This window comes from Streptomyces sp. NPDC001450, assembly GCF_053597295.1.
On record NZ_JBSFHY010000022.1, the window covers coordinates 14,646 to 35,207 of the forward strand.

Annotated in this window: 17 protein-coding genes; 8 read left to right on the top strand and 9 right to left on the bottom strand. The window is 69.4% G+C overall.

What is annotated here, in order from left to right:
• Positions 1-139 precede the first annotated feature (139 nt).
• The gene (locus ACWC5O_RS23965) at positions 140-643 is read left to right on the top strand and encodes a tetratricopeptide repeat protein (RefSeq protein ID WP_450583825.1); all 504 of its coding nucleotides are present in this window, start codon (positions 140-142) and stop codon (positions 641-643) included.
• Entirely contained in the window at positions 640-1,914 is a 1,275-nt protein-coding gene (locus ACWC5O_RS23970) for a glycosyltransferase (protein WP_450583827.1), read from the top strand. Before ACWC5O_RS23965 ends, ACWC5O_RS23970 begins: the two co-directional genes overlap by 4 nt.
• An 81-nt stretch (positions 1,915-1,995) precedes the next feature.
• Here ACWC5O_RS23970 and rfbD read toward each other — a convergent pair whose 3' ends face one another.
• Complete coding sequence (gene rfbD / locus ACWC5O_RS23975; RefSeq protein ID WP_450583829.1) at positions 1,996-2,913, bottom strand: dTDP-4-dehydrorhamnose reductase; 918 nt, start codon at positions 2,911-2,913, stop codon at positions 1,996-1,998.
• Positions 2,910-3,884, bottom strand: coding sequence for a dTDP-glucose 4,6-dehydratase (rfbB, locus tag ACWC5O_RS23980; RefSeq protein ID WP_450583831.1), 975 nt, complete (start codon positions 3,882-3,884; stop codon positions 2,910-2,912). Before rfbB ends, rfbD begins: the two co-directional genes overlap by 4 nt.
• 345 nt (positions 3,885-4,229) lie before the next feature.
• Here rfbB and ACWC5O_RS23985 point away from each other — a divergent pair, with 345 nt between their 5' ends.
• Positions 4,230-5,492 carry a hypothetical protein gene (locus tag ACWC5O_RS23985; protein WP_450781064.1) on the top strand — a complete coding sequence of 421 codons (1,263 nt, stop codon included), beginning with the start codon at positions 4,230-4,232 and terminating at the stop codon, positions 5,490-5,492.
• Between the two features lie 228 nt (positions 5,493-5,720).
• On the opposite strand, the gene ACWC5O_RS23990 is transcribed toward ACWC5O_RS23985, so the two are convergent.
• From ACWC5O_RS23990 to ACWC5O_RS24000, 3 genes are all read right to left on the bottom strand, one after another.
• Complete coding sequence (locus ACWC5O_RS23990; RefSeq protein ID WP_450583834.1) at positions 5,721-6,326, bottom strand: dTDP-4-dehydrorhamnose 3,5-epimerase family protein; 606 nt, start codon at positions 6,324-6,326, stop codon at positions 5,721-5,723.
• Positions 6,327-6,424: 98 nt separating this feature from the next.
• A complete protein-coding gene (gene rfbA / locus ACWC5O_RS23995; RefSeq protein WP_450583835.1) occupies positions 6,425-7,378 on the bottom strand; it encodes a glucose-1-phosphate thymidylyltransferase RfbA in 954 nt (317 codons plus the stop codon).
• Positions 7,379-7,596: 218 nt separating this feature from the next.
• A complete protein-coding gene (locus tag ACWC5O_RS24000) occupies positions 7,597-9,420 on the bottom strand; it encodes a phosphoenolpyruvate carboxykinase (GTP) (RefSeq protein WP_450583836.1) in 1,824 nt (607 codons plus the stop codon).
• A 280-nt stretch (positions 9,421-9,700) separates the two neighbouring features.
• On the opposite strand from ACWC5O_RS24000, the gene trhA reads away from it, so the two are divergent.
• The 5 genes from trhA to ACWC5O_RS24025 all read left to right on the top strand — a co-directional run bounded on the left by trhA (position 9,701) and on the right by ACWC5O_RS24025 (position 13,900).
• The gene (gene trhA / locus ACWC5O_RS24005; RefSeq protein WP_450583838.1) at positions 9,701-10,414 is read left to right on the top strand and encodes a PAQR family membrane homeostasis protein TrhA; all 714 of its coding nucleotides are present in this window, start codon (positions 9,701-9,703) and stop codon (positions 10,412-10,414) included.
• A 141-nt stretch (positions 10,415-10,555) separates the two neighbouring features.
• Positions 10,556-12,103 (top strand): MFS transporter, encoded by a 1,548-nt coding sequence (locus ACWC5O_RS24010; protein ID WP_450583840.1) that lies wholly within the window; start codon positions 10,556-10,558, stop codon positions 12,101-12,103.
• Positions 12,104-12,108: 5 nt separating this feature from the next.
• Entirely contained in the window at positions 12,109-12,741 is a 633-nt protein-coding gene (locus ACWC5O_RS24015; RefSeq protein ID WP_450583841.1) for a TetR/AcrR family transcriptional regulator, read from the top strand.
• Between the two features lie 33 nt (positions 12,742-12,774).
• Positions 12,775-13,506 (top strand): Mut7-C RNAse domain-containing protein, encoded by a 732-nt coding sequence (locus tag ACWC5O_RS24020; protein WP_450583843.1) that lies wholly within the window; start codon positions 12,775-12,777, stop codon positions 13,504-13,506.
• 49 nt (positions 13,507-13,555) lie between these two features.
• The gene (locus tag ACWC5O_RS24025; RefSeq protein WP_450583845.1) at positions 13,556-13,900 is read left to right on the top strand and encodes a hypothetical protein; all 345 of its coding nucleotides are present in this window, start codon (positions 13,556-13,558) and stop codon (positions 13,898-13,900) included.
• On the opposite strand, the gene ACWC5O_RS24030 is transcribed toward ACWC5O_RS24025, so the two are convergent.
• The 4 genes from ACWC5O_RS24030 to ACWC5O_RS24045 are packed head-to-tail and all read right to left on the bottom strand — an operon-like array spanning position 13,887 to position 20,506.
• Positions 13,887-16,289, bottom strand: coding sequence for a galactose oxidase-like domain-containing protein (locus ACWC5O_RS24030; protein WP_450583847.1), 2,403 nt, complete (start codon positions 16,287-16,289; stop codon positions 13,887-13,889). The genes ACWC5O_RS24025 and ACWC5O_RS24030 overlap by 14 nt on opposite strands.
• A gap of 31 nt (positions 16,290-16,320) precedes the next feature.
• A complete protein-coding gene (locus tag ACWC5O_RS24035) occupies positions 16,321-17,592 on the bottom strand; it encodes a glycosyltransferase (RefSeq protein ID WP_450583848.1) in 1,272 nt (423 codons plus the stop codon).
• Positions 17,589-19,241, bottom strand: a complete 1,653-nt coding sequence (locus ACWC5O_RS24040; protein WP_450583850.1) for an ArnT family glycosyltransferase — start codon at positions 19,239-19,241, stop codon at positions 17,589-17,591. Before ACWC5O_RS24040 ends, ACWC5O_RS24035 begins: the two co-directional genes overlap by 4 nt.
• Positions 19,238-20,506 (bottom strand): glycosyltransferase, encoded by a 1,269-nt coding sequence (locus tag ACWC5O_RS24045; RefSeq protein ID WP_450583852.1) that lies wholly within the window; start codon positions 20,504-20,506, stop codon positions 19,238-19,240. Before ACWC5O_RS24045 ends, ACWC5O_RS24040 begins: the two co-directional genes overlap by 4 nt.
• Positions 20,507-20,562 lie beyond the last annotated feature (56 nt).

Below are 20,562 nucleotides of genomic sequence, written 5' to 3' on the forward strand. Positions count from 1 at the left end.
TATTTCTACGAGATGTGAAAAAATGAGACGCAGGCGATTGTGGGCGGGGCTTACCGGTGCGGCCGCGGTTGCGACCGGAGTGACCGCCTGGGCGGTTCAGTCCCAGTCGGCAACGACCCCGGTATCCGAGGCCACTTCGGTGAACCGAAAGGCCCAGGAGGCCAGTACGCTTTTCCAGAGCGCCCTGCTGCAGGAGAAGTACCAGGATCCCGAAGGGGCGGCCAGAACCTATCAGCGGGTGCTGCAGCTCGACCCTCGTAACAAACTGGCCTGGTACAACCTGGGGGTCATCTCGCAACGGGGCGGCAGAACAGCCGATGCCCGTAAGGCCTACGACAAGGCTCTGAAGATCGATCCGAAGTACGCCTCGGCCCTCTACAACGAGGCGATCCTGCTGAAGTCGAGCGACACCGACCGCGCCGTCGAACTCCTGAAGCGTGCCATCGCCGCATCGCCCAGGGCCGCCACGGCCCATCTCCAACTCGGCTGGATTCTGCAGCAGAAGCACCGTGACGACGAGGCCGAGGACGAGTTCCGCCGTGCAGTCGCGGCCGATCCCTCGCTGCTTTCCCAGGTCCCGGAACAGTTCCGGGACGACGTAAGCCCCACACCGACACCGAGTCAGGCAGGTGCCACCGAATGACGTCGACCGCAACCCCCAGGTTCTCCGTCTTCACCCCCAGCCACCAGCCCCGCTTCCTCGACGAGTGCCTCAAGTCCCTGCAGGCGCAGACCTGTCGGGACTGGGAGTGGATCGTCCTGCTCAACAACGGCGCCCGGTGGCGGCCGGAGCGACACGACGACCGGGTCCGGGTGGAGATCGCGGACAGCATCCGCGGTGTCGGGGCGGCGAAGCGCAGGGCCTGCGAACTGGCACGCGGCGAGATCCTCGTCGAACTGGACCACGACGACCTCCTGGCGAAGGCATGCCTGGCGGAACTGGCCAAGGCGTTCGACGCCCATCCCGACGCCGTCTTCGTCTACAGCAACACCGCCCAGATCACCGAGGACGGCAAGCGGGACGACACCCGCTTCAACGAGGCGCACGGCTGGAAATACGAGGACGTGCGCGTCGACGGCCGCAAGCTGCTCCAGGCCGTCTCCATGGAGCCGACGCCGCACAACGTCTCCTACATCTGGTACGCGCCGAACCACGTGCGGGCGTTCCGCAAGGAGAGCTACGAGAAGGCCGGCGGCTACGACGCGACGCGCACCGTGCTGGACGACCAGGACCTGATGTGCCGCCTCTTCCACCTCGGCGACTTCCACCACATTCCCCGCTGCCTGTACCTGCAGCGGATGCACCCCGCGAACACCCAGCGCGACCCGGAGATCAACGCGCACATCCAGCGCGAGACGGTCGCCCTGTACGACAAGTACATCGAGGCCAACGCCCTCGCCTGGACGCACCGGCGTGAACTCCTCGCGCTGGACCTCGGCGCGGCCCACCGGAAGCCGCCCGGCTATCTGGGCGTGGACCAGTACCCCGGTGAGGGCGTCGACATCGTCGCGACCCTGCCCGGAAAGCTCGACCTGCCCGACAACTCGGTCGGCCTGATGCGGGCGGTGGACTTCCTGGAGCACGTGCCGGCGAAGGTGCCGCTGATCAACGAGCTGTACCGGCTGCTGGCACCCGGCGGCATGCTCCTCACCATGACGCCCAGCTCCGACGGCCGCGGCGCGTACCAGGACCCGACCCACGTGGCCTACTACAACGAGAACTCGTTCTGGTACTACACGGACAACCAGTACCGCGCCTTCGTGCCCGAGATCGAGGCCAAGTTCCAATCGTCACGACTGGTCACCTACTTCCCGACCGAGTGGCACTCCCGGAACAACATCTCCTACGTCGTCGCCAACCTCATCGCGATGAAGGAGGGCGCCGAGCGGTGCGGAGGGCCGCTGCTGGTCTAGGGCCCGTAGGTGGAAAGGAGCGCCCTGCGAGCCGTCAGGTTCCGCAGGGCGCTCCGGTGTTCGGGGCCGCACTCTCACCGGTCAGGACGACAGGCGTGCGCTGTTCGTGCGCGCCGTCGCGACCAGGGCGGCGAAGGGGGGCGTGGCCAGTGCTGCGGTCAGCTGGTCGTCCCACCGTGGGAGGGGGGCGAGGCCGCCTCGGGCCCAGTTTCCATGACCGAGGACACCGAACGCGGGGCGGGCGGCCGGGCGCGGGAACTTCTCCGAGCCGACCGGGCGGATCCGCTCCGGGTCGAGGCCGGCGAGGCGGAAGGTCTCCCGCGCCAGGCCGTACCAGGTGGTGCGGCCGGCCGCCGTGCCGTGGTAGATCCCCGCCGGCGCCCGCCCGGCCAGGGCCGCACGGCCGAGGGCGGCCAGCTGCCGGGCGAGCGCACGGGACCAGGTCGGCTGGCCGTACTGGTCGGCGACCACGTCCAGGGTTTCGCGCCGGCCCGCCAGTTCGAGCATGCGGGCCACGAAATTGGGGCCGTGCGCGCCGTAGAGCCAGGCGGTGCGCACGATGTGGCCGGAGTGCGGCAGCAGTTCGGCGACGGCCTGCTCCCCCGCCGTCTTGCTGCGCCCGTACGCGTTGACGGGCCCCGTCGGCGCGTCCTCGGGGTAGGGCCGACGGCTGTCGCCCGGGAACACGTAGTCGGTGGAGACGTGCAGCAGGAGCGCGCCGCTGTCCGCGCAGGCCTGTGCCAGGTGGCGGACGCCCGTGCCGTTCACGGCCGTGGCCGCTGCCTCGGACCGCTCGGCGCCGTCGACGTCCGTCCAGGCCGCGCAGTTGACGACCACGCGGTGGCCCGTGACGGCCGCGCGGACGGCGGCCGGGTCGGTGATGTCCAACTGGTCACGGCCCAGTCCCGTCACCACGTCGTCCGGACGGGCGGCGAGTTCGGCCAGCACGTCCTGCCCGAGGAGCCCGCGGGCTCCGGTCACCAGCCATGCGGTGCTCACCGGAGCCCGGCCCTCTCCTGGAGCGGCTCCCACCAGGTGCGGTGTGCCCGGTACCAGGAGACCGTGGCGGCCAGGCCCTCGGCGAAGTCCACCTGCGGTGCGTATCCGAGCTGTTCGCGAATCTTGCTGTCGTCCAGCGAGTAACGCAGGTCGTGGCCCTTGCGGTCGGCCACGTACGCGACCCGGTCCCAGCCCGCGCCGACCGCGTCCAGCAGCAGGCCGGTGAGCTTGTGGTTGCTCAACTCGGTTCCGCCGCCGATGTGGTAGACCTCTCCGGCCCTGCCGCCGTTCAGGACCAGGTCGATGCCCCGGCAGTGGTCGGAGACGTGCAGCCAGTCACGCATGTTGCGGCCGTCGCCGTACAGGGGGACCGTCCTCCCGTCGAGCAGGTTGGTGATGAAGAGCGGGATGACCTTCTCGGGGAACTGATAGGGCCCGTAGTTGTTCGTGCACCGGGTGACCACGACGTCCAGGCCGTGGGTGCGGTGGTAGGCGAGCGCCAGCAGGTCGGCGCCGGCTTTCGAGGCGGAGTAAGGGGAGTTCGGCGCGAGCGGCCATCCCTCGGTCCACGAGCCTTCGCCGATCGAGCCGTACACCTCGTCGGTGGACACGTGGACGAAGCGGCCGACGCGATGGCGGCGGGCCGCGTCCAGGAGCACCTGCGTGCCCATCACATTCGTACGGACGAACGGACCGGCCCCGTCGATCGACCGGTCCACGTGCGACTCGGCGGCGAAATGGACCACCGCGTCCTGGCCCGCCATCACCTGGTCGACCAGGTCCGGGTCACAGATGTCGCCCCGGACGAACGAGTAACCCGGGTTTTCCGCCACCGGCGCCAGATTGGACTCGTTTCCCGAATAAGTAAGTTTATCGAGAACGGTGATCCGCGCCGCCGGGTCGGATTCCATCCGTCTGCGGACATATTCCGAACCGATGAATCCGGCGCCGCCGGTCACAAGGATATGCATGGCTCTCCGTTTTTCTTGCCGTCCAGCGTCCGGAATCGGGGACCTGTCCGCTCCGCGGAACCTGCCTCTCACGCTACTCAGGCCCGCGACACATTTCCGGCAAGCTGGACCGCCTCGTACTGAGAACGCGGGCGGTGCCCCGAGGCCGAAGCCTGGGGCACCGTCGCTCTTCCGAGGTGGGGCGGGCCATCGATATCGCACCGCAGCCCGCCCCACGGGCGGTCACGGACCGCAGATCACGTAGGCCGTCAGTCCTGCCGGGTCAGTGGTGGCGGCCTGCCACCCGGTGGCAGGGCTGCCGCCGACCGGCTGGCTCTGGTACGCGGTGCTGGTGGTGGCAGCGCCTTGGTATCCGCCGCCGACGGCAACCTGGCCCGCGGGGCACGTGGCAGTCGACTGCGCCTGCGGACCGGCGGGGTCCGTCACGACGGTGGTGGTACCCAGAGAACCCTGGGCGCCCTGGACACCCTGGGTGCCCTGGGTGCCCTGCGGACCCGTGGCGCCCTGCGAACCCGTGGGACCGGTGGCACCCGTGCTGCCGGTGGCACCCTGAGAACCCTGCGGACCCGTGGCACCGGTCAGGCCGCTCGAACCCGTGGCGCCCTGCGGACCCGTAGGACCGGTGGCACCCGAGGCACCCGTGGCCCCGGTGTTGCCCTGGAAGCCCTGCGGACCCTGGACACCGACGTCACCCTGGACACCCTGAGCACCAACATCACCCTGGAAGCCCTGGAAGCCCTGGAAGCCCTGAGCACCGACGTCACCCTGGACACCCTGAGCACCAACATCACCCTGGAAGCCCTGGAAGCCCTGGAAGCCCTGAGCACCGACATCGCCCTGGACACCCTGAGCACCAACATCACCCTGGAAGCCCTGAGCACCCTGAGCACCGACGTCACCCTGGACACCCTGAGCACCAACATCACCCTGGAAGCCCTGAGCACCGACATCGCCCTGAACACCCTGGACACCGACATCGCCCTGAACACCCTGCGGACCCGTGAGACCGGTCAGACCGGTCGAACCCGTGGCGCCCTGCGGGCCGGTAGGACCAGTGGCACCCGTGGCACCCGTGGCACCCGTGTCACCCTGCGGGCCGGTAGGACCAGTGGCACCCGCGGCACCGGTGACCCCCTGAGTACCCTGCGCGCCCGGGCCGCCCTGGAAGCCCTGGAAGCCCTGGAAGCCCCGCGGACCCTGGACGCCGGGCGTTCCCTGGACACCCCCGGAAGCACCCTGCGGACCGGTGTCGCCCTTGTCTCCCTTGTCTCCCTTATCGCCCTTGTCGCCCTTCGGCCCCTGAACACCCGGGACACCCTGGAAGCCCTGCGGACCCTGAGGGCCGGTTTCGCCGTCGTGCCCCTGCGGGCCCCGGGGGCCCCTCTCGCCGCGCGGCCCCTGCGGGCCACGGTCGCGGCCGGCCTTGGTGCTGCTGCTCATGCCCTGGTCGCGGTCGGCACTCACGGCGCCGTTCGGGCCGGGCAGCCCCACACCGCTGGCCGCGCCAGACCGGTGGATCGCGTCGGCGACGGCCACCGCGCTCGGTGCGATGTTGAGCACGACGGCGAGCGCGCCCACCGAGACCATGGTCGCGGATTTCACGCGTGAACTTCGCATTGTCCTACGGCTCACTGAGAACCTTCCTCGCGGAACTTGGGTGAAGTGACCGCACCGGAAGTGCACGCGCTGAATACGCTCACACGGCCGCGGTCACTGGCACAGCTATTGTTCACATCCGGCCACGGAATGATTAGGCATCAGCCCCTGGCATAGTCCAAAATCACCCGGGTGGCTGCAGTGAGCCGAAATAGTGCACCGGGCGGCAAGAATTCCGGCTCAATGGAACTCGGCGACTGCGAGACTTCCGCGATACGCGCTGCAGGCCTCGAAGGAGGGCAGCAGGCCCGCCCGTTCGGCTTCCTCCAGCGTGGGCGCCGCCGCGTCCTTGCCGGAAAGGCACGGCACGAGATCCTCAGGCCAGGCGATGGCCAGCGAAGGGTCGAGCGGATTGATCCCGAACTCCCTCTGCGGCGCGTACCCCTCCGAACACAGGTAGATGACCGTGGAGTTGTCCTCCAGTGCGATGAAGGCGTGACCCAGCCCTTCCGACAGATAGACGCAACGGTGTGTGGTGTCGTCCAGCCGAACCGCCTCCCATTTCCCGAAAGTCGGGGAACCGGTGCGGATGTCGACCACCACGTCGAGGACGGCGCCGCTGACGCACGTCACATACTTGGCCTGTCCCGGCGGAACCGACGCGTAGTGGATACCGCGGAGAGTACCGCGAACGGAGCGGGAGCAGTTGGCCTGCGCGAGGCGGAGCCCCTGGCCGAGGGAATCGAGGAATCTCTCGGCCTTGAACCACTCGTGGAACCGGCCCCTGTTGTCCGCGAAGACAGTGGGGGTTTCCACCCAGGCTCCTTCAATGCCCAGTGGTCGCACGTGACCACTTCCTTCCCTCACGCAGCTGTTCTTGCCGAACTTGACGTCCGTGTCTTCGGGACATCAGCCGCGAGACTTTAGTCAGGAGAAGGATGCCGTCACGCAAGAACTCCCGGACCGGTGCCCAGCAGTTCCTCGTCACGCGATCCGGTGCCCCCGCCACTCCGTCGGGGCGCGACGAGGCACGGGTATTCCTCCAAAAGCCCCAGCAGGTAATGGCCGTACCCGCTCTTGAGCAGCGGCCGGGCCAGCTCCCGGAGCCGGCCGTCGTCGATCAGGCCGGCCCGCCAGGCAGCCTCCTCGATACAGCCGACCTTGAAGCCCTGGCGCTCCTCGATCACCCGGACGAATTCCGACGCCTGAACCATGGAGATGAAGGTCCCGGTGTCCAGCCAGGCCGTGCCCCGGTCGAGCCGGGTGACGTTCAGTTCTCCGGCCTCCAGATAGACGCGGTTGAGGTCGGTGATCTCCAACTCGCCCCTGGCGCTCGGCCGAAGGCCGTGCGCGATCTCCACGACCCGGTTGTCGTAGAAGTACAGTCCGGGCACGGCGTATCGCGACTTCGGCCGGACCGGTTTCTCCTCGATGGACAGCACCCGGCCCCGCTCGTCGAACTCCACGACGCCGTAGGCCGAGGGGTTGGCGACCTGGTAGGCGAACACCCTGCCGCCCTTCAGATCGTCGTAACGGGCCAGCCGTGTACCGAGGCCGGTGCCGTGGAAGATGTTGTCACCCAGAATCAGCGCGACCGGCTCGCCGCCGATGAAGTCGGCCCCCAGGACGAGCGCGTGAGCGATGCCCTTCGGGTGCTCCTGTGCCACGTACTCCAGCCGCAGGCCCAGTTGAGTGCCGTCGCCGAGCAACCGGCGGAACTGGTCCTGGTCTTCCGGGGTGGTGATGATCAGAATCTCCCGGACGCCGGCCATCAGCAGTGTGGAAAGCGGGTAGTAGATCATCGGCTTGTCGAAAACCGGCAGCAGTTGTTTCGACACCGAACGGGTCAACGGCCACAGCCTTGAGCCGGTACCCCCGGCCAGCAGAATTCCGCGCACGGGATCACCATAGGCGAATTGCCCACAGATACACCTTTTGCGCGACGCGTGGCGCGTACCGACCTGCGTCTGCGCCGGGCCGTACGTCGACGGGGCCCGCCCCGTACGCCGTTGTACGGTGCGGGCCCCGGGCCTCTTCGTGCTGCCGTCACCACGGCCGGCCGTGACGATCGCTGGTCAGGGCATCCCAACCGGCCGTGGAGTCTTGTCCGCGGGTCTCAGCCCAGGCGCTCGACCAGCGCGCGGTACTGGTCCCACAGCTCCTTCGGCGTGTGGTCGCCGAAGGTGTTGAGGTGCTCGGGGACGAGGGCCGCCTCCTCGCGCCAGATCTCCTTGTCGACCGTGAGCAGGAAGTCCAGGTCGGACTCGGCCAGTTCCAGACCGTTGGTGTCCAGCGCGTCCCGGGTCGGCAGGATGCCGATCGGGGTCTCGACGCCCTCGGCCTTGCCGTCCAGGCGCTCCACGATCCACTTCAGGACGCGGCTGTTCTCACCGAAGCCCGGCCAGACGAACTTGCCCTCGTCGTTCTTCCGGAACCAGTTGACGTAGTAGATCTTCGGCAGCTTGGACTGGTCCTTGTCCTTGGCCACGTCGACCCAGTGGGCCATGTAGTCGCCCATGTTGTAGCCGCAGAACGGCAGCATCGCGAAGGGGTCGCGGCGCAGCTCGCCGACCTTGCCCTCGGCCGCGGCGGTCTTCTCGGAGGCCACGTTGGCGCCGAGGAAGACGCCGTGGTTCCAGTCGAAGGACTCCGTCACCAGCGGCACCGCGGTGGCGCGGCGGCCGCCGAAGAGGATCGCCGAGATCGGCACACCCTTCGGGTCCTCCCACTCCGGCGCGATGATCGGGCACTGGGCGGCGGAGACCGTGAAGCGGGAGTTGGGGTGCGCGGCGGGCTCCGGGGACTCCGGCGTCCAGTCCCGGCCCTTCCAGTCCGTCAGGTGGGCCGGAGTCTCCTCCGTCATGCCCTCCCACCACACGTCGCCGTCGTCGGTGAGCGCGACGTTGGTGAAGACCGCGTTGCCCCACAGCGTCTTCATCGCGTTGGCGTTGGTGTGCTCACCGGTGCCGGGCGCGACGCCGAAGAAGCCGGCCTCGGGGTTGATCGCGTACAGCTGGCCGTCCTCGCCGAACCGCATCCAGGCGATGTCGTCGCCGATGGTCTCCACGGTCCAGCCGGAGATCGTGGGCTCCAGCATGGCGAGGTTGGTCTTGCCGCAGGCGCTCGGGAAGGCGGCGGCGACGTACTTGGACTCGCCCTGCGGCGGGGTGAGCTTGAGGATCAGCATGTGCTCGGCCAGCCAGCCCTCGTCGCGGGCCATGACGGAGGCGATGCGCAGGGCGTAGCACTTCTTGCCGAGCAGCGCGTTGCCGCCGTAGCCGGAGCCGTACGACCAGATCTCGCGGCTCTCCGGGAAGTGGGAGATGTACTTGGTCTGGTTGCAGGGCCACGGGACGTCCGCCTGGCCGGGCTCCAGCGGGGCTCCGAGCGAGTGGACGGCCTTGACGAAGAAGCCGCTGTCGCCCAGCTCGTCCAGGACGGCCTGGCCCATGCGCGTCATCGTGCGCATGGAGACGGCGACGTAGGCGGAGTCGGTGATCTCCACGCCGATCGCGGACAGCGGGGAGCCGAGCGGGCCCATGCAGAACGGGACGACGTACATCGTCCGGCCCTTCATCGAGCCGCGGAACAGGCCCTTCTCACCGGCGAAGATCTCCCGCATCTCGGCGGGGGCCTTCCAGTGGTTGGTCGGGCCGGCGTCCTCCTCCTTCTCCGAGCAGATGAAGGTCCGGTCCTCGACGCGCGCGACGTCGGTCGGGTCGGAGGCGGCGTAGTAGGAGTGCGGGCGCTTGATCGGGTCGAGCTTCTTGAAGGTCCCCTTGCCGACGAGCTCCTCGCACAGTCGCTCGTACTCGGCCTCGGATCCGTCACACCAGACCACGTTGTCCGGCTGGGTCAGTTCGACGATCTCGTTGACCCACGAGATCAGTTCCTGGTGGTTGGTGGGGATGACGGTGGGAGCCGCGATGTCGCGCGCCACGATTGCTCCTAATTGAGGGATTTTTTGTCTTGTCGCCCCGTGGGGGCTGCGACCCGGACGCTTCGTAGCTGCTCATCCGGTGCCGACCGCACTCATTTGATCATCCGATTCTAGTGCGCATCTGTCCAGAGGGCATCACAGGTGAGCGACGTGAGGAATCCCACGGTTTCCGTGATTCTTTGCGTGCACATGAAGTTCAACAGGAGGACTTTTTGCGTTACGACCACTCACAAGGGCTCACTGACACGCGACTTACGGAGCCGTAGGTACCATGCCCCGCATGACTGCGCCCGTCCCCGACGCGCCCACGGACTCGCCGGCCGCCGGCCGCGGTCCCACCGCGCTCTCCCTGTCGCATCCGGTCAAGCCCAGGCTCCGCGGCTGGCTGCACCTCGGAATGTTCCCGGCCGTACTCATCGCGGGGCTGGTGCTCACCGCCCTCGCCGACTCCACCAGAGGCCGCATCGCCTGCGGGATCTACGTCCTGACGGCATGCCTGCTCTTCGGCGTCAGCGCGCTCTACCACCGGGGCAACTGGAGCCCCCGGATGGACGGCGTCCTGCGCCGCCTCGACCACGCCAACATCTTCCTGATCATCGCGGGCACCTACACCCCGCTGACCATGCTGCTCCTGCCCGGAGCCAAGGGCCAGTGGCTGCTGTGGGGCATCTGGGCCGCGGCCGCCGCGGGCATCGTCTTCCGCGTCTTCTGGGTCGGCGCGCCTCGCTGGCTGTACACCCCCTGCTACCTCGCGATGGGCTGGGCCGCCGTCTTCTTCCTGCCGGACTTCATGCGCACCGGCGGTATCGCCGTCCTGGTCCTGGTGATCGTCGGCGGTCTGCTCTACAGCGCCGGAGGCGTGATCTACGGCATCAAGCGCCCGAACCCCTCACCGCGCTGGTTCGGCTTCCACGAGGTCTTCCACTCCTTCACCCTCGCCGCGTTCGTCGTCCACTACGTCGGCATCTCACTGGTGGCGTACCAGCACGCGTAAACCCTTCCCACCCCATGGCCACGGCTGGCGAGCCGTGGCCATTTTTCGTGTGGCCTTCTTTCGCCTGCCCGCAGCAGATCCGCCATGCTGACGCCATCAACCTATTGACAGTCACTTCATTTTGACAGCTACTGTCATTCCATGGCTACTGTCACGCACCATCCTCGGCGTTGGTGGGCCCTGGGGGCCCTGGTCGCGAGCATGCTCACGCTCGGCTTCGACATGACGATCCTCAACGTGGCGCTGCCGACGATGGCCGCCGAACTCGGTGCCACCACCGGCGAGCAGCAGTGGACGGCGGACGCGTACGTCGTCGTCTTCGCCGCGCTCATGCTCCCCGCCGGACTACTCGGCGACCGCTTCGGGCGACGCCGGATGCTGATCGCCGGACTCGGCGTCTTCCTCGCCGGCTCGCTGGTGGGCGCACTGGCCGGCGACGTGCACTGGGTCATCGCGGCCCGCGCGGCCATGGGCATCGGCGCCGCGCTCGTCACCCCGCTCGCGCTCTCCGTGCTGCCCTCGCTCTTCGGCCCCGACGAGCGCACCAAGGCCATCGGGATCATCTCGGCCGCCTCCGCGCTCGGCCTGCCGCTCGGCCCGATCATCGGGGGCTGGCTGCTGAACCACTTCTGGTGGGGCTCGGTCTTCCTGGTCAACATCCCGATGGCCGCGATCGGCATCACCGCCTGCGTCCTCCTGCTCCCCGAGACCAGCGACCCCGCCTCCCCCAAGGTCGACACCCTGTCCACAGCGCTCACCGCGACCGGGCTCGGCACCCTCGTCTACGCGATCATCGAGGCGCCCGACCGGGGCTGGGGCGACCCGCTGGTGCCGGCGATGTCGGGCGCGGCCGTGGTGCTGCTCACCGCGCTGGTGCTGCGCGAGCGGCGGGCCGCACGCCCCATGCTCGACATGACGCTGCTGGCCCATCGCGGCTTCCTGTTCAACACGCTCGCCGCGACCCTGGTGATGTTCGTCCTGTCGGGCCTGCTGTTCGTGCTGCCCCCGTACCTCCAGGCCGTCCTCGGCCATGACGCCTTCGGCACCGGCCTGCGCCTGCTGCCGATGATGGGCGGCCTGCTGGTCGCCGCGAGGGGTGCACAGCCGGTCGTCACGCGGTTCGGCCCGCGCGCCGTGGTGAGTGCCGGCCTGGTGGTGCTGGCCTTCGCCGCGCTGCTCGGCAGCCGTACGACGGTCGACTCCGGCTACGGCTTCACCGCGCTGTGGCTCTCGATCGCCGGCGTCGGGTTCGGTTTCTCGGTCGTGCCGGCGATGGACGGCGCGCTCGGCACCCTGCCCCGCGACCGGGCCGGCAGCGGCTCGGGGCTGCTGATGACGCTGCGTCAGGTCGGCGCCGCGATCGGCATCGCCCTGCTGGGCAGCCTGCTCGCCGGCATCTTCCGCGACCGGCTCGACGTCGCGGGCCTGCCCGCGCAGGCCGCCGACGCCGCCGGTGACTCCGTGGTCGCCGCCCACCTGATCGCCGAGAGGACCGGAGCGCCCCGTCTCGGCGCCTCCGCGGACGGCGCGTACGTCCACGGCATGGGCGTGGTTCTGCTGGTGTGCGGCATCGCCGCCCTGGTCGCCGCGCTGCTGGCGGCGGCCTTCCTGCCCAGGGCGACGCCCGAGCGGCACGCGGAGAGCGCCGGGCCCGACCTGGTTGCCCCGGCGGAGGATGCCCGACAATGAACCCCATGACGGCCGCACGCTCTCCCCTCTCCCCCGCCGACCGCCCCCCGCTGGGCCTGCGGGAACGCAAGAAGATCAAGACCCGCGAGGCGATCCGCGCCGCCACGTACGGGCTGATCAAGGAGCAGGGGTACGACGCCACGACGATCGAGCAGATCGCCGAACGGGCCGAGGTGTCGCCGTCGACCGTCTTCCGCTACTTCCCGACCAAGGAGGACATCGTCCTCACGGACGAGTACGACCCGCTGCTGGCCGAGGAGTTGCGCGCCCGGCCCGCCGACGAGTCGTTGACGGACTCGCTGCGGCACGTGATGCACAGGGCCCTGAACGCGAGCGTGAACGAGGACCCGGAGGTGCTCCGGATGCGGGCGCACCTCGGGGTCCAGGTCCCCGCCGTCCGCGCCCGCATGTTCGAGAGCATGTCGGAGACCGGGCGCCTGCTCCGCGGGGCCCTCGCCGAGCGGTCCGGCCTGGATCCGGACGGCCTCGAGGTGCGCGTCTACGCGATGTCCCTCATCGGCGGTCTGATGGAGGTCTACATGTACTGGGCGGAGAACGACTTCGAGGGCGACCTCCGCGACCGCGTGGAGCGGGCGCTGGACGTCCTGGAGCACGGTCTCCCCACCGAAAACCGCTGAGCCCGGCGATCGCTTGCGTGACATCCTGACCGGGTGAACGGTCCCGAGATCCACGTCGAGTTCGCCCCCGGCCTGGCCCTGTTCGTCCCGAGCGCCCGGCGCCGCGGCTCCACCCCCCTCACCACCGACGGCGCCTCCACCCTCGGCCACGTCGTCGAGTCGGCCGGCGTCCCGCTGACCGAGGTCGGGGCCCTGTGGGTCAACGGCCGCGAGGTACCGACGTCGTACGTCCCCGCTGCGGGGGACCGGGTGGAGGTCCGCTCCGTCGAGCGCCCCCAGCAGGTCCCCGGCGCCCCGCTCCGCTTCCTCCTCGACGTCCACCTCGGCACCCTCGCCCGCCGGCTGCGCCTGCTCGGCGTGGACACGGCGTACGAGTCGACCGACATCGGCGACCCGGCACTGGCCGCCCGCTCGGCGGCCGAGAAGCGGGTCATGCTCAGCCGCGACCGGGGCCTGCTGCGCCGCCGCGAGCTGTGGGCCGGCGCGTACGTCTACAGCACCCGCCCCGAGGACCAGCTGCGGGACGTCCTCGACCGCTTCGACCCCGACCTCCGCCCCTGGACCCGCTGCACGGCCTGCAACGGCCTGCTGAAGGAGGCCACCAAGGAAGAGGTGGCCCACCAGCTCAAGGGCGGCACGCAACGGTCGTACGACGTCTTCGCGCAGTGCTCGGCATGCGGCCGCGCCTACTGGAAGGGCGCCCACCACGACCAGCTGGAGGCGGTCGTGGAGCGGGCGTTGAGCATGCGTACCCAGCACGGCTGAGTACGCACGCCGATCCCCGGGGGCCGGGCGGCGCGATGGGATGGTGTCCATGGACACCACGACACCGCAACAGGTCGCGCTCACCGCACGGCAGAAGGACGGTCTCATCACCGGGCTGGCCGTCACCGGCCTGGCCTCGCTGCTGCCGATCGTCGGCCTGGCCTGGATCGTCGTGCTCTCCGGGGAGCGCGGCAGCCGCTGCCTGATGTACGGCGAGCAGTGCTCGACGATTCCCGGCCCGGCCCTCTACGGAGCCTTCTGGCTGGCGCTCGCCGCCGGTGTGGGTGCACTGGCATGGCCCCGGGCCCGGTGGACCCACCTCAGGCTCGGGGCCGTGCTGGTGCAGTGGGGAGCTCAGCTCACCCTGGGGGCGATGATCCTCAGCGGCGCCTGAGGTCCGTCCGGTCGCAGGCGACGCCGTTGCGGTTCGGATCCAGTCCCAGCGGATCGTCCCCGCCGTTGACCTTCAGCCGGCCGTAGTGGTTCTGCTTCAGCCAGGTGCAGCGGGCCGCGGTCGTCTTCTTCACCTGGGCCGGGAAGACCGTAGGGACGCACACGTTGACCGAGCCGTAGTGCCGGTCGCAGCCGGAGATCGTCGGGCTGACCTGCTGCGACGTCCGCTTCTTGCCGGGCCCGGAGACCTTGCCCGACAGGGCGTCGGCGAAGGAGTGGACGTGCGGGGAGGCGGCGGAGGCGCTGAGAGCGGCCGGTCCCTGCAGGTGCACCCACTTGGCCACCGACGGCACCCCATTGGCGTCCACCGCGAAGAGCATGTACCAGCCGGGCGGGGCCAGGTTGGGGTTGCTCGTCACGTTCAGGTCGACGTTGTTGCCGTCGACGGACAGCGGCAGGTCGACGAAGCGCTGGTTCGGGTCGGAGGAGTGGGTGACCGCGGCCGGGCGGATCAGCTCGGCCTTGGCGATGGGCCGGTCGACCGTGATCCGCTGGGTGTCGCCGTACTTCCACTCCTGGTTGATCACCGAGGTGATCGTCGGCCGGGTGCCCTTGTAGAGGTAGGGCGGGGTGTAGATCGACACGTTGTGGTTCCAGGTGCCGTTGCCCGGGTTGTCGCCGGTGGCCATCACCCGGCCGTCGGGCAGAAGGAACGCCGAGGAGTGGTAGCCGCGGGACTCGGGGTCGGCGGCGACGGCCTCGAAGCGGTTGGTGGCCGGGTCGTAGATCGAGGACTCGTACACGGGGTTGGCCCGGTTGTGCAGGGCGCCGCCCGTCTCCAGCACCTTGCCGTCGGGCAGCAGGACGGCGGAGACGTACATCTTGCCCTGGTTGCCGGTCTCGGCGACCTTTCCGTTGCCGAGGTCGACCGTGCCCTGCGGGAGCGGCGGGCCGGCGACGTACGACGGGTTCGCCTGCTTGAGGTCGATCAGGTCGGTGAGGCGGTTGGCTTCGGGGTTGGAGTCGATGTTGCCGCCGCCGATGGTGAGGACCTTCTGGTCCTGCGCCGGAGGCAGCAGCACGCTCGCCGACTGGTCCCGCTCGTCCTTGTTCTGCAGCCCAGGGATCTGGGTGACCGTGTTGGCGTCGTAGTCGTAGATCGCCGAGCCGGTGCCGGGGATGTTGTTGCCGAAGACATGGCTGCCCGTGTAGAAGAGGCGGCCGTCCTGCATGAGGACCATCGACGGGTACAGACCCCAGTACGACCAGGTCTGGTTGACCTGGGACAGCGGCAGCCACTGCTGGTCCTTGTCCGACCAGCGCTCGGCGGTCACCGATCCGCTGGAGTCCTCGCGCAGACCGCCGAAGGAGACGACGTCACCGTTGCCCAGCTCGGTCGCCGACGGGTACCAGTGGCCGTCGTTGAGGTCGTTGGTCTTGCTGTAGGTCTCGGTCTTCGGGTCGAAGATGTACGAGTCCTTGAACCCCTCGTAGCCGTGCCCGCCCGGGACCGGGTAGGCCTTGTTGCCGCTCATGACGAGCACCCGCCCGTCCTGGAGCTGCACATGGCCCGCGCAGAACATGTCCTTCGGCGTCGGGATCACCTTGTAGGTGCCGTTGGCCGGGTCGTACACCGCCGAGGTGAACGTACCCGCGTCGAAGTTCTCCTCGCTGTTGCCGGAGCCGGCGATCAGCAGCACCTTGCCGTTGTTGAGGACGACGGAGTGCATGGAACGGACCGGGTTCTGCGTCGGCAGCACGGACCAGCTTCCGTTGGCGCAGATCTGCTTCGTGGCCGTGCACGACGGGGGCGGGAGCGTGTCCGGGACCTGCTCCATGGTGTAGTCGTCGGTGGTCGCCGAGCCGGTGCCGTACACCGACACACCCCAGGTGATGCGGTCGGTGCCGTCCGGGATCCCGGGTGTGCGGACCGTGGCCTGCGTCCAACCCGACGTCATGTCCAGGGTCTTGAGGTCGGTCCAGTACTGCCAGCCGGCTGTCGTGTCGTGCCGGAACAGGGTGATGCCGGCGTCCGGGGTGGTGGTCTTGTACCAGAGCCCCAGGTCGTACTGCTTGCCCGCCGACACCACCGGCGCGCAGTCCGTGGACTCGGTGATCAGCGCCTTGCGGTCGCCGTCCACCCGGCGGGTCAGCGTGACCTTCATGGCCTTGGTGCCGGAGTGGGCGTCGGAGGTCGTCTGGAAGCTGAAGTCGTTGTCCCCCCAGCCGGACCTCTCCCAGCAGTACGGCATGCCGTCCGTGCCGGCGGTCTCGAAGCCCGGGTTCTTGACCAGGTTCGCCGCCTCGGCGCTCTGCGGCGAGGCGAGGAGCAGACCGGCGGTCAGGGCCCCCACCCCGACCAGCGCGGTCCGTCTGCGGTGCTTGTTCACACGGCTCTCCTTGCGGTTGTACGGCTGCCCTTCATCGGGCGGACTCCGGGGCGCTCCAGTCGCCGTCGAGAGCCCGATCGTGCTCAGCCCTTCGAGCCTCCGCGCGTTCGGTCTCTCGACGCCGACGCGCCCCTACGCCCGCCCCACGGCGCGGGAGGTAGACCAGCGCTTCGGTCCCGACGAAGCGCAGGACGAACGTCGTCACCAGCGCGAGCGCGGTGGCGGGCAGCGCGCCCATCCCGAACCGGTCGACGAGCAGCGCGATCAGCGGGATACGCAGCACCAGGTCCGCGTTGGCGAGCAGCGCGAACCGGCCGAGCCGGTCCCACCAGCGGCGGTGCGCCCGCCGGTCGCGGAACAGCAACTGCTCGATGAGCAGGAAGTTCCAGGCGACGCCGAGCTGGTTGGCGAGGATCTCGGCGGGGACGTAGTGCAGGCCGAGCACGGTCAGCGCCCACAGCCCGACGAGGTTCGGCACGAAGCCGCTCGCCCCGATCAGCCCGAAGCCCACCATGCGGGCGACCGGCGAGGCGGTGCGCAGCCCGACCAGGTGGCGCAGGAAGCGGAAGCCCTCCTGCGCGGTCGACTTGGACTCGCCCGCGAACCGGTCCTGGAAGACGAACGGCACCTCGGCGACCTGCCGGGGACGGCTGCGTACGGCCAGCTCCAGGAGGATCTTGTAGCCGAGCGGCTTGAGCACGTCGGCGGTGACCGCGCTGCGCCGGATGGCGAAGAAGCCGCTCATCGGGTCGCTGATGCCGTGCAGCCGGCGCGGGAAGAGCACCTTGGTCAGCCAGGTCGCGCCGCGCGAGACGGCGACCCGGTAGCTGCCGGCGAGCCCGGCCCGGCTGCCGCCCTTGATGTACCGGGAGGCGACGACGAGCCCGGCGTTCGTCCGCTCGCCGGTCGCCACCAGCTCCGGTATGAGGGACGGCGGATGCTGGCAGTCGCCGTCCATCACGACGATCCAGTCCGAGGACGCCGCCTTCAGTCCCTCGACCACCGCCCCGCCGAGCCCGCCGACCGGCTCCTCGCGGTGCAGCACGGCCACCGGAAACGGGCAGTCCTGCGCGGCCGCGCGGATCACCTCGGGGGTGTCGTCGGTGGAGTCGTCCACGAAGACGACCTCGCAGGGCAACCGCGCGGGCACCGACTCGGTGATCTGGTGCAGCAACTGCCGGATGTTCGCGGACTCGTTGAAGGTCGGTACGACGATGGTGACGGCCCCGGGCTCGGCGACCTCGGCCGCCTGTACGGCCGGATCGCCCAGCTCGCCGGGAACGGTGTACTCGTGGCTGCTCATCGCTCGCCTCCCGCGGCTGCCGTCTGGATCTGCCGGATCTCGATGCGGTCGGGTCCGGTACCGAAGGTGGCGACCGGGGTGGAGTGCCGGATGGCGGCCCGTACGTTGGGCAGGTCGCGGGCGTCGCGCCGGACCGTCGGCGAGGCGACCACGTAGTCGAGGTCCTTCCAGCCGTGCGGCATGGTCTTGGTCACGGCCGGGTCGAGGTCGGCCTTGTAGAACCAGATGGCGCCGAGCCCCGGCTGGTAGCCGTGCTGGACCAGGTCCAGCCACAGCGCGTCGTCGACCAGCACCCGGGTGTGCTCCGGGTCGCCCACCTTGCTGCCGAGCCACTTCGAGGCCTGCCGGTAGGGCCTGTTGGCGTCGGCGGTGAGGGCGGTGCGGTCGCCGTCGTACCAGTGCGGTACGACGAAGGCGCCGGCGGCGACGGCCAGGACGGCGGCCAGCGCGTACCGGCCGCCCGTGACGTACCGGTTCTCCCCGTCGGCGCGCCAGCGACGCACGACCGCGTGGGTGACGGAGGCGGCGCCGCCGGCCAGTACCAGGGCGAGGAAGGGCAGCGCGCCGATGATGTACATGGCGGGCAGATAGCCGTTGGGCCGCATGGCCACAGCGGCCAGGATCGCCACGGTCAGGGCGGGTCCGGCGAGGGCGCGGGCGGTGACCGACCAGCGCCAGGTGACGATCAGCAGCAGGGCTCCGGCGAGGCCGCCGAGGGGCAGCACCCGGTCGTAGTACAGCCAGGAGTGCAGGACGCCGTAGGAGCCGGAGGAGGTGTCCAGGATGAAGCCCGAACCGGGCCTGGACATCTGGTACTTGATGCCGTCCCAGAGCGAGACGTGCCCGCTGCCCGGGAGCAGCTCCCCCTTCAGCAGGGCGAAGAGCGGGTAGGAGAAGCCGATCAGGGCGCAGGCGGTGACGGCTCCGGTGAGGGCGAACTTGCGGGTGTCGCGGTGGCTGTGCCGCCACATGGTGACGAACAGGGCGGGCAGGACGACGAGCATCGTCTCCTTGGTGAGCACGCCCGCGGCGGCCGCGAGGCCCGCGCCGAAGTGGTGCCACAGGTGCCGACTGGGCGAGGCGGCCAGGCAGAACGCCAGCAGCAGCCACATCACGGCGATGTTGTCGAGGAAGATCTCCCGCTGGAGCACGACGGCCAGCGGGGAGAGCCCGAAGAGGGCCATGCCGAGCCCGGCGGCCCAGCGGGGCAGGGAGAGCCTGCGGCCGAGGACGTACACCAGCACCGCGCTGATGCCGCTGATCACCAGCATGGTGATCCGCATGGAGCCGACGGTCATCGAGCCGGGGCTGATCGCCGAGGGTATCCAGGTGAGCAGGGCTATCTGGAGCCAGCCGAGCGGCGGGTGGTCGTACCAGTAGGTGTAGTGGGCCAGGCCCTTGCCGTGCTGGACGGCCCAGGCCTGGGCGAGGTAGGTGCCCTCGTCGTCGCTGAGGGTCGGGTAGTCGGCGATGTTCCAGCCCTGGACGACGAGGATCGCCACGAGCAGGAGACCGCACAGCAGCAGGTCGGAGCGGGAGGAGCGGAGCCGCTCCGGGGGGCTTGTTCGGCCGGTCGAACGCCTGTCAGGCGCAGGTTTGCGTTGCGCGGGGACCGTCGGAGTGGTCACCGCGGGAAGAGTGGAGGTCACGCGGGAACGTCCTCTCGGATCGGCTCGGCCGCGGTGAGGTGCGCGCCGACGTGAGTGGTCAACTCCCAGTCGTTCCGGCCGCGCTGCTCGCGCCACACGGCGCGGATCGCGGCTCCGGCGAGGAGGACCTGGTAGAAGGGGCCGCCCACGATGAGCTTCACGTAGTGGACGAAGCGGACCCTGAGCCCGTACTGCTTGCCGAAGTCGTGCAGTCCGACCACCTCGAAGACGAAGGTGACGGCGGCGGTGACCAGTGGCAGGAAGGTGAGGAAGGCGACCCCTACGGGCACGTCGAGAAAGAGCGCGACGGCCGCATTCACCGGGATGATCACACCGGAGAATGCCTGCAGGAACGGGGTCATGAGTGTGTACCGGGCGAGCAACCGCTGCCTGAGGGCGGGCAGTTGCTTCCAGTCCCTCTTCCGGTAGACCTGCAGGAAGCCCTGGTTCCAGCGGGTGCGCTGCTTCAGCAGCGACATCAGCGAGCCGGGGGTCTCCTCACGGGTGACCATGTCGGAGTCGTAGGCGACGACGACCTTCTTGCCGACGCTGGACAGGCGAACCCCCAGGTCGCAGTCCTCGGCGAGGCAGTTGGGGTCCCAGCCGTCCGCTTCCCTGAGGACGTCGGTCCGCACGAAGACGGTGTTGCCGCCGAGCGGGATGAACCCCTTCTGCGCGTGCAGGTGCAGCCGGGAGCGGAACCAGAAGAAGTACTCCAGGCAGTTGCGCAGGCTGTACCAGCTGGAGTGGAAGTTGATGAGCTGGACGCCGCCCTGGACGACGTCCGCCTCCGTGGTCCGGAACGCGTGGTCGACGTGGGCGAGCAGCTCCGGGTGGACCTGGTCCTCGGCGTCGAAGACCCCGACGACGTCGCCGCGGCAGTGCGGCAGCGCCGTGTTCATGGCCTTGGGCTTGTTCTTCTTCTCGTGGGTGTCGACGACGACGCGGACACGCTCGTCGCGCTCGGCCGCCGCCCGGGCCACCTCGGTGGTCTCCGGGTCGTCGTGCCCGACGATCACGATGATCTCGAAGTCGGTGTGCGTGGACTCCAGCAGCCGCTGGATGGTGTGGTCGAGCACGGCCTGCTCGTGCCGGGCCGGCAGGAGCAGCGAGAAGGACAGGTGCTCGTCCCCGTCCGGTCTGCTGAACCGGGTGGAGGCGAGCACCTCGGGCGTGCGCCACGCGTGCATCTGCCACCACAGAGTGAAGGCCGCCATCCAGAACAGAGCCAGCGAGACAGCAGCAATGAAGACAGACGTCAGCAAAAAGATCCCCCCAGATCCCCGATACCCCCTGTGCGCGCAACGGTCAGTCACACCCG

Excerpts from the sequence above, each read along its gene's own strand:
- ACWC5O_RS23970 (WP_450583827.1), top strand. The coding sequence starts at position 640 with ATGACGTCGACCGCAACCCCCAGGTTCTCCGTCTTCACCCCCAGCCAC.
- rfbB (WP_450583831.1), bottom strand. The coding sequence starts at position 3,884 with ATGCATATCCTTGTGACCGGCGGCGCCGGATTCATCGGTTCGGAATAT.
- trhA (WP_450583838.1), top strand. The coding sequence starts at position 9,701 with ATGACTGCGCCCGTCCCCGACGCGCCCACGGACTCGCCGGCCGCCGGC.
- ACWC5O_RS24010 (WP_450583840.1), top strand. The coding sequence starts at position 10,556 with ATGGCTACTGTCACGCACCATCCTCGGCGTTGGTGGGCCCTGGGGGCC.
- ACWC5O_RS24015 (WP_450583841.1), top strand. The coding sequence starts at position 12,109 with ATGACGGCCGCACGCTCTCCCCTCTCCCCCGCCGACCGCCCCCCGCTG.
- ACWC5O_RS24025 (WP_450583845.1), top strand. The coding sequence starts at position 13,556 with ATGGACACCACGACACCGCAACAGGTCGCGCTCACCGCACGGCAGAAG.
- ACWC5O_RS24035 (WP_450583848.1), bottom strand. The coding sequence starts at position 17,592 with ATGAGCAGCCACGAGTACACCGTTCCCGGCGAGCTGGGCGATCCGGCC.